Source organism: Niastella sp. sgz303648 (assembly GCF_059587045.1).
In genome coordinates this window covers 396,139-408,960 of sequence record NZ_JCAPSW010000006.1, presented here as the reverse complement: position 1 = coordinate 408,960, position 12,822 = coordinate 396,139, and the positions used below count along the sequence as shown (strand labels likewise).

Below are 12,822 nucleotides of genomic sequence, written 5' to 3'. Positions count from 1 at the left end.
ATCGTGAAACGGAAACCAGTAAACGGCAATTGGCATTAATAATTGAATTCAGATCAAAAAAATATCCTGTATTCCCGTTCCACGTTTTACGAATAATAATTTATAGTTTGAATAATTATTTGTTTACTAAAAATCTGATCTATTTATCCCACCAGATGCGGGTTAACAGGTCATTTGCACCCTGCCGGCTTACAGCAGCATTGTACGATGTTGTATTAAGCGTTGCCTCTGACAACGGATACAAATAGCGCCTGAATATTTTTCCGCCGGTTGCATTACCCGGATAATTGTTTGGAATCAGCGCCGGATAACCCGTACGGCGATAGCTGGCATATACTTCCTGTGCATCGGGGAAAATGCTCACCCAAAACTGGGTGTAAATCACTTTCATCTGATCATCGAAGGTAGCAGCGCTGGCAAAAGAAGTCATAGCTGTGGTAACATAGTTGTTAATTGCTCCCGAAGCAATGGTACCTGCGCTTCCGGCGATGATGCTCCATTGACGCATGGCAGCCTGTACACCGTTTTGATACAATGAGGCAGCAGTGGCCCCGGTATACCAGCCACGCAAAGCAGCTTCAGCAAGCAGGAAGTACGATTCGGCAGCTGTATATAACAACAAAGGCGAATTCATGAGCAACACCGTTTTGGGGTTGGGCTCTGAATAGGTTCCAAAATCAGCCGGTTTTTGGTTGGGCAAATTAGCAGCCATTCCTTTTTGAATACTAACCGATGTATCGGGCACACCGCCATTCCAAACAACTGAAATGACCGGAAGACGCGGATCGCCGGAATTTTTCAAATAAGTAATAAAAGATTCCTGGTACTTGCCGCCTTCTGTATTGGTATTACCATTCTGCGCAATGTAATCGCTGTTCCACAGGTTCAGCACCATCGGGTTTTTATTAACATCCTGCCCTGTGCTCAGATAACCTATTTTGGCAATATCAGCATCTGCAGTAATAACACCACCGGCAATGGCTTTGGTAGCCCATGTTTTGGCTGATGCGGCATCAACTTTCGTCATACGCATTGCGCAACGCAACATTAAAGAATAGGCGAACTTTTTCCATTTATCAACGGCGCCGCCGTAAATCAGGTCGGCTGCACCATAAGTAGCTTTCGATGCATCGAGGCCCGAAGCTGCCTGGTCTAATTCATTCAGTATGCTCGCATAAATATCTTTTTGTGCATCATACGAAGGTTTGTAAATCGCCGAATCGTATCCCATTACAGCCTGCGAATAAGGAATATCACCGTATAAATCGGTAAGCCGGCTGTAACAGTAGGCACGCCATATTTTTGCTTCGTACAGCAGGTTCGATTTTGTGGCATCGCCGGCTACAGCTTTTATTACTATGGCCAGTTCGTTCAACTCATTGGGGTAGGCATTGGTAAATGCAGCCCAGGTTTGCGATGTTTGTGCAGCTACATATTTCGATCCCCAGCCGGCCACATCGTTATAACTGGTAGTGTACTGCATGGTGCCCAGTAAAAACTTATCGGCTCGTGCCACACCATCGTATTCTGCTTTGGTAAAAACGTATTGCGGAATTACAGTTGAGGTAGCGTTTGGATTGGTATTGATTTGCTCAAAATTCTTATCGCACGACTGTAACGAAGCCATACCCAATAACACCAGTAAGCCGCCTGCATATTTTAAATTATATTTTTTCATCTTACTAATTCTTTAAGTGTTATAATTTGATTGACAGGTTTAAACCGTATGACCTTGTACGCGGCAATCCGATCGATTCGAAGCCCTGTGCGTTACTATTGGTAAAGCTTTGCTCAGGATCGAAGTTTTTGGTATCTCTGTACAGGATGAACAGGTTACGCGCAACAAATGAAACACTGGCGCCCTGCACCTTTGCAAATTTTATTTTGTTTGCAGGAATGTTGTACGATAAAATAACCTGACGCAGTTTTACAAAGCTGCCATCGTGCAGGAACTTTTCAGAATATACTTTGTAGTTATCGTAGTATGAACGTAATACACCGTTCGCCTGTGTAATAACCGTATCGTAGGCAGCACCGGTTTGATCAACACCTTTCAGCTCAAGACCTTTATCGCGGCCGGGCAGGGTACTTTTCAATTTACCCATACGTGTTGCATACAGCTCAAAAATTGAGAATATTTTATTGCCGAATTTGGCATCGAGCAATATGTTCAGCGAAAAGTTATTATACCTGAATTCGTTGGTTAAACCCATGGTATAAGGCGCCACGCTGTTTCCTAATGGCATTGGATTGCTCATTACAGGAAGGTGACTGCCTCTGTTGAAAACAATATTGCCATTGGCATCCGTTACCATACGGGTACCGGTGATGGTACCATAAGGTTGTCCCTGAATGTGCTGCAATGTGGCCCAGCTGTTAACCGAACTGGCAATCTGAATAGAGGTTAATCCGCCGGCCAGCTGTACTACCTTACTTTCGTTGTACGCAAAATTATAGCTTACATTCCAGCCGAAATTTCCTGTTCTGATTGGTTTGCCGGTTAACAATAACTCAACGCCTTTATTTCTTAATTCACCAACGTTCAATATCACATTGCTGTAACCCGATGTAGTGGAGATCTGGGTGTTTACAATATCATTGGTTGTTTGGCGGCTGTAATACGTAAGGTCAAAACCCAACCGGTTATTGAGCATCTGCAATTCCAAACCACCTTCATAGGTAGTTGTGGTGTAAGGCTTCAGCAACGGGTTACTGATGCTGCTGCTGGTTACATTCAGCAAAGGCTGACCTGAGCTGGGTACGTTGCTGTAGGTGAGGTTAATGTCATAAGGATTAGGGGCACCTCCACCTACCTGCGCCCAGGTAGCTCTTATTTTAGCCAGATTGAAAATGGTTGGCATTTTTAAAGCGTCGGACAATATAACGCTACCGCCTACACTCGGGTATACTATGTGATTGTTTTTAGGGCTTAACGACGAGAACCAGTCTTCACGGCCTGTTACCGTTAAATAAAATATGTTTTTATAATCAAGGTCAACAGAACCCAAAATTGAGTTGGTGGTCAACCGGTTGTTTATCGGCTTAGTGTTTGAAGAAGCCAGGTTTGAAAAACTATAAAAATAGGGAATGATATAACCCTGGCCGGTTAAATTCAAATCGTTGTTGTTGTATTTGCGACTCATAGTACCGACCATAGCGGTGACGCCAAAGTCTTCGGCAAACCGGTTTTTGTATGTTGCAGTAAGCAAACCATTGGTTTCAGACAGATCCGATTTCAAACCAACGTATTCGCCCAAAGGCGTATACAGGGTGCCGGTAGGCATAATGTTTTCGTAATTATAGCTGTAGAAATCACGGCTTACACTTCCTTTGAATGTTAAGTTTTTAACCGGTTCATACGAAATAGAAGCCTGGCCTAAAAAGCGGTTCTTTGTATCGTCTTCTCTCCATTTGTTAATTACAAAGTAACCGTTCGAAGCAATGGCGGCATCGTTCCAGATTTTTTCATTACCCAATGAGTCGTAGCCGGGTTTCAGCCAGCGAATATCGGCCGTATTGGCAATTTCGAGCGGTGTCCAGTTGGGATTACCCAATGCGTCACCGGCGCCGGTACGGTTATGCCCATGCTCAACGGTGTATTGCGCAACCGCGTCGAAGGTTATCTTACTGCCTGCTTTACCACTCAGCGAGGCGTTGAATGTTTTACGTTTATAGGTAGTACCGGGTAAAATACCTTTGCTGTTCAGATCGGATGCCGAAAACCGGTAGGCAACTGATTCGTTGCCGCCCATAAAGGCAAGGGTATTGGTAAATGTGGTACCCGTTTGATAAAAATTCTGCAGGTTCTTTTTCTGCGCAACATAGGAATGGGTATTACCATCAACACCTACATAGTTGGTAGAACCATCTATGGGGGCGCCCCATGACCTTCTGCCCGACGATTGAGCAGCAGCGAGCGTAGTTGGCATCACCCCATCAGAGCCTTGCCCGTACTGATATTGATAATCGGGAATAACCGAAATGCTTTCCATGGTAAAGCTTGAGTTATAATCAACGCCTATACCTCTTTGCGGCCTACCCTTTTTGGTAGTGATTAATATAACCCCGTTACTGGCGCGCGATCCGTACAACGCGGCAGCGGTACCGCCTTTCAGTACAGTGATCGTTTCAATATCATCGGGGTTGATGGCGGCAATACCATCCCCTTTATCTACATTGCTGGTAATACCGTTAACGGTGGGAGCGCCGCCCGGAACCGTATTGTCGATAGGCATACCATTAATTACATACAATGGCTGGTTATTTCCGATCATTGAACCATTACCACGAATTGTTACACGGCTTGAACCGCCAGGACCGGTTGATAAACCAACCGCATTTACACCTGCTATTTTACCGGTTAAAGCATTGGCCACGTTGTTTTCGCGGGCCTGTGTAAACTCGCTTCCTTTTGCTTCACCAACTGCATAGGCAACCGCTTTTCTTTCTTTTCTTACACCAAGCGCTGTTACCACCACATTATCCAGCACATCGCCTGCGGAAGGCTTCATTAATACAGTGATTATCGAAGAAGCCTGGTCTACTTCAATGGTAATTTGCTTTCTTTCGAATCCGATAGAAGAAATGGTTACATCAAAAGAGCCCGATTGAATACTCGCAGGAATGTTCAAAACGAAAGCTCCTTTTGAATCGGTGGTAGTGGAGTTTACACTTTTATTGGATTTAATGGAAACTGTGGCGTTGGGGACAGCCGCCTGGTCGAGCTCACTTTTTACAACCCCCTTTAATTGTGCCGATTGCGCCCTGCCGGTGAGGGAAAGAATGAGGAAAAAGCATACCAGCAGACTGCACGAAGCAATTAGTTTGACTCGTTTCATAAGCGTTTTGTGTTGAGTGGAAATTGTTTGGTTACATGCAAAATCTGCCTCAATTTAAGTAGAAATATTATTTAATTGCAAATTATTTGCAATTAAAATTATTTTTTATTGTCACTGATCAATACCGGCACTAATGCCAATTATTGACTTTCAAAATTCTTAATATTGATAATCAATGACATATAAGAATAATTGAAAAATAGTATGATTTAGAACAAGATTTTCGCACAGTTTTGCAAAATATTTGCAAGTATTGTATTATTGCAAAAAATGCATGGTTTGCAGCATTCTGCCGTCCCTCCCTGAAAAGGAATAAATAAGAAATATTAAAAAAGACAAGCCTCTGAAGCCTGTTTATGTCGTGCTAAATATTGAATTTTGTCGATTGGGGGAATCCAAGGAGCAACCTGCTTTGCGCTTACCCTACTATACTAACAAAGACTGAAACAGTTTATGTCAAACAGTAATCAAAATACCCCGTTACCGGCTGCTTTGCAGAAAAAGGAGAGAAAAAAACTGATTACAAAGCAGGTGAACATCCATACCCGGCTGATGTTTGCCGATTTAGTAAAGCTGATCGACGTTTCGGAAGATACCATCCGGCGCGATGTGAATGAACTGGCCGAAGAAGGACAAGTGATACGCATTAAAGGAGGCGTTATGTCGGCCGCTTATCATTATGGACATGAATCACAAACTTATTCCCAGCAAAATAAACTGATTATTGCCGATAAAACCCTGCAGCTGCTGAAAGATGATATGATCGTGCTGATCGGCGGCGGTACCACCATCAGGGAGTTTATTAAAAAGATACCTGCCAATTTGCGGGCTACATTTATAACAGTAAATGTATTATCGGCCGTTGAACTGCTTGATAAACCAATGATCAAAACCATAGTGATCGGCGGACAAATATCTGCCTATAGTCAAATGACGGTAAGCGGCGAAGTTTTTCAATACCTCAACAATATCAAAGCCGATCTGTGTATACTTGGTATTAATTCCATTGACTCAAACAGCGGATTGACCGATTCTGACTGGGAAACCGTTCAGGTTAAAAAAGCCATGATCAAGGCCGCAGAAAAAGTTGCCGTGCTAACTATTTCCGAAAAGCTCAATTCGGTCATGCAAATGAAAATTGCCGATGTGAATGAGATCAATTATCTGATTACCGAACTTCCTCCCGACAATGCCGCCCTTCAGGCATACAAAGGCAAGAATTTAACGCTGCTGTAGTTAAGTTGTACCTTTTAAGTAATAAGTTTTAAGCTCTGTGCTTTTAGCATGGGAAGCACTTATGCTGTCAATGAACGGCATACATATCTTCTATTTTCATATGCTTTGTTGCTTTTAAATATGCCATACATAACGAAAAGTACCTGGCAGCGCCGGATAGCATTCCTAAACTAACGGCCGGCCATATCCCCACCGCATGGCAAAGAGCTTTCTGTGCAAAACTTTAAACCACAACAGCTAAAAGTGGATAAGTTTTTGCACTATGTAGCAGCAGGAACACAAACTGATAATATCAATTAGCGTATATTGCACACTGTTAAGATTTACCAGATATAACAGTTGCTAATGATTGCCTCCCGCCCAAAACCGTAGGCCGGATTAAATTATTAATTCCGGCCTTCATTTTACCAGACACGAATATTGCTGATTGTTAGTATAAAAAACTGAATTGCAAAATTCAACCTGTATATATTTTTTACAATTTTCTTAATATCCCATGCAAATCCGTACAACTAACCTGAACCGTTATTCATTGACACATTTATTACAATTTTTCTTAACCAATGAAACGGCTCTCATGAAAAAAACTGTATTACTTCATCTTTTTACAGGCTTATACTGCTGCCTGTTTGCACAAAAAACCGTATTTATACCAAATGAATTTTCAACCGACGCGGCATTAAAAACCTGGTCGTGGGACAAATCGTACCAGTCGGCCAATTTTGTGTTGTTCTGGGGCAATGTAGTAGGAACCAATCCTGCCAGCTATTCCGATGCCAACCTGCGGTTCAATCCCCAATCAATATGCGATACGCTTGAAAAAATTTATACAAAATATATAACCGATATAGGCTTTTGCTCCGATGCCGCTACCAAAAACCTGGGCAAGTATAAATGCATTATAGTAATGAACGACACCTGGGGCATTACCGGTGAGCCCAGCGGCTGGGCATTCGGAGGTTCGTACGATGGAACCATCGGCGCCATGTGGGTTCATCCCAACGCTACCCGCGATGGCGGTGTTATCAGTCACGAATTTGCCCACTCATTGCAAGGTATGATCGGCATACAGGAAAATACCAGCGGCGGCGGCTTTGGTTCCGACATTGCCGGTTTTTTCTGGGAGGGACATGCGAATTTTATGCGTGCCCAAATGTACCCTCAATTTGCCGCCGATGATGTGCCCCGCGTACTGGCCACCAGTATGTTTCATTGGAGCTCAACCCGTCATCATTACAGCAACTTCAGACTGTTGTTCCATATGCAGCAACTCGATGGCATCAATATGGTAAACCGCCTGTGGAAAGAATCTGTTGCCAACGAACATCCACTGATCACCTACCGCCGGTTAAAAGGCTGGACGCAGATACAGTTAAACGACTTTGTTTTTGATTATGCCAAACGCGAAGTAACCTGCGATTACCCGGTTAATAATTTCGGGGCCATCATTCGCCAAACAAAAACACAATTAAAAAATAATGAACCGCATTATTTATGGCGGCAATTCACCATATTGAAAGCCATTAATGAAGCAACAGGCCGCTTTATAGTGCCCGATGCATTTGCACCGCAGGATTATGGATACAACATTATTCCTATTTACAGCACCTGCGCCAACCAGTATGTTCGGTTAAAATTCAAAGGTCATACCGAAGTGAACAGCACCGCCGGCTGGCGTTATGGTTTTGTAGCCGTTAAGGCCGATGGCGTAACCGTTCGTTACAGCCCTATGTATTCAGATAATGAACGCGAAATCAGTTTTCAGCTGAACAGCGATGAAACCCAAATGTACCTGGTGGTTATGGGCGCCCCTGTTACACACACTTCGTATGTATGGGAACCCGGCTGGCCAAAAATAAAAAGATACCCATACGAACTGCATTTCGAAAATGCGATACCCGAGGGTTATCAAACCAATTACAGGGCATCGTACAAAACAAATGGCCACGCGCATTCCAATGGCGGCGGCTGGATCATCAACGGCGCCACCGTGGCTTCGTCGGTATACGTAGGTCCCAAAGCCATTGTTTTGGGCGGTTCAAATATTTCGGGCAATGCGCGTATCGATGGAACTGCCTGGGTCGAAAATGCACAGGTAAGCGATAATGTAATTATTGATGGCAATTCAAATGTGTGGGGTGGTACCTATTCGGGCAGCGTACATATCACGGACAATGCCGTTGTGAACAGGAACACCATTTCGGGCAGCGTTACTATGAAGGATAATGCCATGGAATGGGATGTAACTTTTGGCAATTCGGTAGTGGTGGGCGGCGATGCCGAAATAGGCAGTTGCTCAACCAACGGCGTGTACCTGCAGGTACCGCATGGCAATAACGGCCGTGCTGATTGTGATGGCAAAGGCGCTACCGATGCCTCGAATGTGGATGTAAATGCCACCATTACCGCTTTCACCGATGCTCAAATGGCTTTTAACGGCGTTAGCAATTGCGCCGATGTGGTATTATCGCTCGATGATAACAAACCGGTGAAACCCATTAAACCTGCTGCAGGCGATCCGGAAGTATTAGTATATCCCAACCCCGTGGCATCACAGTTTACCGTGCAGCTGAATAATTTCAAACCGCATGACAATGCGACTCTATCTATGTTCGATGTACAGGGCAGGGAAGTATTACAGAAAGATCTGAAAACCATGCGAACTTTACATCTTACCACTACCTCGAATATTCGTAAAGGCACTTATATATTAAAAGTGAAGACTGATCGAAATGAGTTTTTGAAAAAGATTGTCGTGGAATAGCTATAAGCTATATGTGAAAAAGGCTGCCTGAAGAATATCAGGGCAGCCTTTTTCATTTTATGTTGATGTATAAGCAGTTCTTCAGGGCATTCAATCTTTTTATTTTTCATTAAATGCTTTAGCATTTTGCGATGGTGTTTGTTCGGCCTGTACTCTTTCACCTTTCAGTATTTCAATATTACGAATTTCACTACCGGTAGAAACGGTTTGTTTCGCGAAAACGATTGTTCCAACTGAAAGCAATAACGTAACCACGTATAATCCCGGTGCTACAATGATCTTTTTCCTATCGGTTAAAAAAGTAATTAATGAAAAAATGCCTAAGATCACAACAAAAGACAAGAATAATTTTTTAATGTCCGTGTGTTGTTTAATGATGTCTTCCGTTACCCCAGGCAGCTTTTCAACGGTTTCATTTGCCGCTGCACCGGTTACAAAAACCACGACGGCACTCAATGCCGATACTATAAAAACGACAAGTGCTATTTGCTTTACAATTACATTATTTCTGAGAAGAAAACCTACGACCAGTATTAAAACACCTAAAACAGTGGCTATAACAGGAATATAATTCAGTAACATATTCCATTGATCAATATTCATAACAATTCATTTTAGACCTAAAATTCTTTATAGTTGGCAGCGTAAAGAATGAGTAGGGTCAATAAATTAAATGACAGGAATCAGAACTGTTACTATTGCTTTTCTTGCGAATGGCATTCGGGATTCTTCACATTGCAATTATCAATTATATAAGGAAAGCATCATGTAAGCGATGGAAAATCAACCCAATAACAAATCCGGTTCATCTTTCTCTTCAGTACTCTGACTGCCGATCAATGCAACCGCCTGGTCTTTCGGTAATTCCTGCACATTGCGCAGCTTTCGCTCAATTGCGCGCGACCGAACGCCGGCCTGCTCTATTACATTACTTGCTTCCTGTAATTTCTTTTGCGTTTTTTCGAGAATGTTGCCAAAGTTGCCAAACTCGGTTTTCACAGCACCCAGCAATTGCCATACTTCGCCACTCCGTTTTTCAATGGCCAACGTTCTGAAACCCATCTGCAAACTATTAAGTATCGCCGATAAAGTTGTGGGCCCTGTAATGATGATCTTATATTCCCGCTGAATTGATTCAAATAAACCGGGCGTTCGCAACACTTCGGCATACAAACTTTCGAAGGGTAAAAACAAAATGGCAAAATCGGTGGTATTCGGTGGATCGATGTACCGGCTGCAAATATCCAACGCGCATTTCTTTATTCCTTTTACAAAGCTTTTCCTGTATTCATCAATCAATTCAGGTAATGCCTGATCGTAGGCATCCATCAGGCTTTCAAAATCTTCTTTCGGAAATTTTGAATCGATCGGCAGCCACACTGCTTTTTCCTTATCCTCGCGGCCCGGCAATTTTACAGCAAATTCAACCAGTGCATTGGAGCCTTCTTTTGTTTTTACATTACGCGCATACTGGTCTAATGTCAAAATCTGATCAAGAATATTTTCCAGCTGGTATTCGCCCAGCACGCCGCGTGTTTTTACATTGGTGAGCACTCTTTTTAAATCGCCTACCCCTGTTGCCAGCTGCTGCATATCGCCCAGGCCTTTATGCACCGCTTCGAGCCGTTCGCTTACCAGTTTAAACGATTCGCCCAAACGTGTTTCGAGTGTTTTTTGAAGTTTTTCATCAACGGTGGCGCGCATTTCGTCGAGCTTGCGTTCATTGCCCGATTGCAGGTCGGTTAATTTTTTCTCGAGTGTTTCGCGCAAATGGTCAAGCTTTGAAGTGGTGATGGTATTCTGCTCGCTTTGTTTGTTCAGCAAAGCAAAAAAGTTATCTTTTTGAATGGCGTTAAAATCTTCTACCGATTTGGTAAAATCCTTTTTGAAGGTGTCGAGGGCTTCTTTTACTTCTTTCCGGTTTTCGCGATTGCCTGTAATATGGTTATCATTAAAAGCCGTGAGCTTACTGTCTACTGTAGCCGTAAGAAGGTTCAGCTTTTCGTCGATGGTTTTGGTAAGGGCGGCCATTTCCACACGCATGCGTTGGGTATTATCGCCGGTTTCCCTTCTGTTGGTTGCCATTTCATTGATAACAGCCGTTTCAACCCTCGCAATATTCTGCAGCACATTATCCATTTTATATTTGATATCTGTAAACTCACCGCCGCTTTTTTGAGCAGCAGCCCTGATGGCAAAAATCAATGTAATAACGGTTATTACTACAAGAGCGGCCAGCAGTGTTATAAAAATCGTTTCCATAATTGTTTATTACAAAGTGCGAATATGACAAAACCTGATCAATTTAAGCAATTGACTTTTATAACTTGTTAAAAGAAATAAACAATTTAAGATGTAACACATACATCTATAAAAAAAGAAGGAGGCCATGAATGGCCTCCCGTTACTCAACACTTAAAAAACGATTACTTTACATCCCAAAATACCTTTGTAGTAACATTATCACCTGACTTTACTGCTGCATAGTTGGCAGAGTTCAATGAACTTTCAGTTGCCGGATATAATAACCTCGTGGGTACATTGGGCGACAGAACAGACGACGCGTCGGTTGGGAAATTCAACTTAGGCAATTTGGTACGGCGCCATTCGGCCCATGCCTGCTGTGCCTGTATCACATTAAAATCAATCCACTTTTGCGTCGCTATTTTTTCAAGATTATTGGTACCATACGCTACCACAGGATTTGCAAGGAAGGTAGCTATCGTTGCATCAGACGGCATCGATTCTTTAGTACCTGAATAATCACTGTTATTGTTTACGCTAACCCAAAACTGAATACTCTGCTTAATACCGGTTTCATAAGCGGTTTGAGCAGACCCCCCACCCCATCTTTCATAGGCTTCTGCTTTCAGAAAACTAACTTCTGCTGCAGTGAATATGATACCGGGGAAAAGATTGTTTTCGGTAAAGGTGGTAGAATCCCAGCGCGAAAAGTAGTTGGCCGTAGTAGAATCGCTTACACGGGTTGCATTCCAGGTATTGGGTACACCATGATACTCACCTTTTTTATTGGCAGTGAAGTAAATGGGTAACCGGGGATCGACGGATGCTGCCATAACGGTATCGACCATTTTAGCAGGCGAAAAAGGATTTACGCCAAATCCGTTACGAATGTCGTTCACCGCAGTAAGCGTACTGCTGGTGCTCGAAGGCTGTATTTTAACAGCATCGGTTGCGGCCGATATTACAGGATACTTGGTTGGGTTATTTAAGATAGTTTGAATATAGCTTTTGGCGGTGGCTTCGTCTTTATACGAAATACGCATAGCCAAACGCAATATCAGCGAATTACAATATTGGCGCCATTTTGTGATTGAACCTTTGTTTACATAATCGTAGGCCGATAACTGGTTTTGATAAAACGCATCGGGGCTTGCCGTAGCGAGGTAATCTGATATGCGTTTGAGGTCAGTTAAAATAGTAGAATATATATCAGAAGCCTTGTCGTACGAAGCAAGGGTAATTGTTCCCTGTGCGTTTAACTGTCCTGCAGTTGAAAAAGGAATGTCACCCCACATATCTGCCATTTGTGCCGTTTGATCGTACACAAAAATGCGGGAAGTTTCTAAAAACAGCTGGAACCCGTTTTTCTCGGCATCGGTTGTAAGCTTGTTGTAATACTTTTCAATTTCACGATACCGGGCAATAGTTGTAGTATAAAAATAATCCCAGCGGTTGGCGGTGTAATTCACGGCCTGTTCGTATATCTTATTTGAATTGGTATAGCCCGAAGTTTGGCTGTACGTTCCCATCATAGGTATCTGAAACGTATACAGGTTCCAGTAACGGGGCAATACTTTTTCGTTAAAAAATAATCCGGAATACAAGCTGGGGATAGTTGCCGTAACAGAAGCATCGGGATTATAATAATCGTTATCGATATCCGATTTTTTACAGCCCGTGATCAGCGTTCCTGTTGCAATTATTAAAAGCGGAATTGATATAATAAGTTTTTTCATAATT

7 protein-coding genes are annotated in these 12,822 nt (G+C 42.9%); 2 read left to right on the top strand and 5 right to left on the bottom strand.

From position 1 onward, the window contains the following. Nucleotides 1-139: 139 nt before the first annotated feature. Both AC59IL_RS19825 and AC59IL_RS19820 read right to left on the bottom strand, forming a co-directional pair. Nucleotides 140-1,678 (bottom strand): SusD/RagB family nutrient-binding outer membrane lipoprotein, encoded by a 1,539-nt coding sequence (locus tag AC59IL_RS19825; protein WP_496553927.1) that lies wholly within the window; start codon nucleotides 1,676-1,678, stop codon nucleotides 140-142. A 19-nt stretch (nucleotides 1,679-1,697) separates the two neighbouring features. After that, nucleotides 1,698-4,838 carry a SusC/RagA family TonB-linked outer membrane protein gene (locus tag AC59IL_RS19820; protein WP_496553926.1) on the bottom strand — a complete coding sequence of 1,047 codons (3,141 nt, stop codon included), beginning with the start codon at nucleotides 4,836-4,838 and terminating at the stop codon, nucleotides 1,698-1,700. Nucleotides 4,839-5,291: 453 nt separating this feature from the next. Here AC59IL_RS19820 and AC59IL_RS19815 point away from each other — a divergent pair, with 453 nt between their 5' ends. Next, a complete protein-coding gene (locus AC59IL_RS19815; RefSeq protein ID WP_496553925.1) occupies nucleotides 5,292-6,074 on the top strand; it encodes a DeoR/GlpR family DNA-binding transcription regulator in 783 nt (260 codons plus the stop codon). Between the two features lie 577 nt (nucleotides 6,075-6,651). After that, nucleotides 6,652-8,838, top strand: coding sequence for a DUF6055 domain-containing protein (locus tag AC59IL_RS19810; protein WP_496553924.1), 2,187 nt, complete (start codon nucleotides 6,652-6,654; stop codon nucleotides 8,836-8,838). Nucleotides 8,839-8,937: 99 nt separating this feature from the next. Here AC59IL_RS19810 and AC59IL_RS19805 read toward each other — a convergent pair whose 3' ends face one another. The 3 genes from AC59IL_RS19805 to AC59IL_RS19795 form a co-directional block, all read right to left on the bottom strand. Next, nucleotides 8,938-9,441, bottom strand: a complete 504-nt coding sequence (locus AC59IL_RS19805) for a hypothetical protein (protein ID WP_496553923.1) — start codon at nucleotides 9,439-9,441, stop codon at nucleotides 8,938-8,940. A gap of 180 nt (nucleotides 9,442-9,621) precedes the next feature. After that, entirely contained in the window at nucleotides 9,622-11,100 is a 1,479-nt protein-coding gene (locus AC59IL_RS19800) for a DNA recombination protein RmuC (RefSeq protein ID WP_496553922.1), read from the bottom strand. A 164-nt stretch (nucleotides 11,101-11,264) separates the two neighbouring features. Continuing rightward, nucleotides 11,265-12,818 (bottom strand): SusD/RagB family nutrient-binding outer membrane lipoprotein, encoded by a 1,554-nt coding sequence (locus AC59IL_RS19795; RefSeq protein WP_496553921.1) that lies wholly within the window; start codon nucleotides 12,816-12,818, stop codon nucleotides 11,265-11,267. Nucleotides 12,819-12,822 lie beyond the last annotated feature (4 nt).

Excerpts from the sequence above, each read along its gene's own strand:
- AC59IL_RS19825 (WP_496553927.1), bottom strand. The coding sequence starts at position 1,678 with ATGAAAAAATATAATTTAAAATATGCAGGCGGCTTACTGGTGTTATTG.
- AC59IL_RS19820 (WP_496553926.1), bottom strand. The coding sequence starts at position 4,838 with ATGAAACGAGTCAAACTAATTGCTTCGTGCAGTCTGCTGGTATGCTTT.
- AC59IL_RS19815 (WP_496553925.1), top strand. The coding sequence starts at position 5,292 with ATGTCAAACAGTAATCAAAATACCCCGTTACCGGCTGCTTTGCAGAAA.
- AC59IL_RS19810 (WP_496553924.1), top strand. The coding sequence starts at position 6,652 with ATGAAAAAAACTGTATTACTTCATCTTTTTACAGGCTTATACTGCTGC.
- AC59IL_RS19805 (WP_496553923.1), bottom strand. The coding sequence starts at position 9,441 with ATGAATATTGATCAATGGAATATGTTACTGAATTATATTCCTGTTATA.
- AC59IL_RS19800 (WP_496553922.1), bottom strand. The coding sequence starts at position 11,100 with ATGGAAACGATTTTTATAACACTGCTGGCCGCTCTTGTAGTAATAACC.
- AC59IL_RS19795 (WP_496553921.1), bottom strand. The coding sequence starts at position 12,818 with ATGAAAAAACTTATTATATCAATTCCGCTTTTAATAATTGCAACAGGA.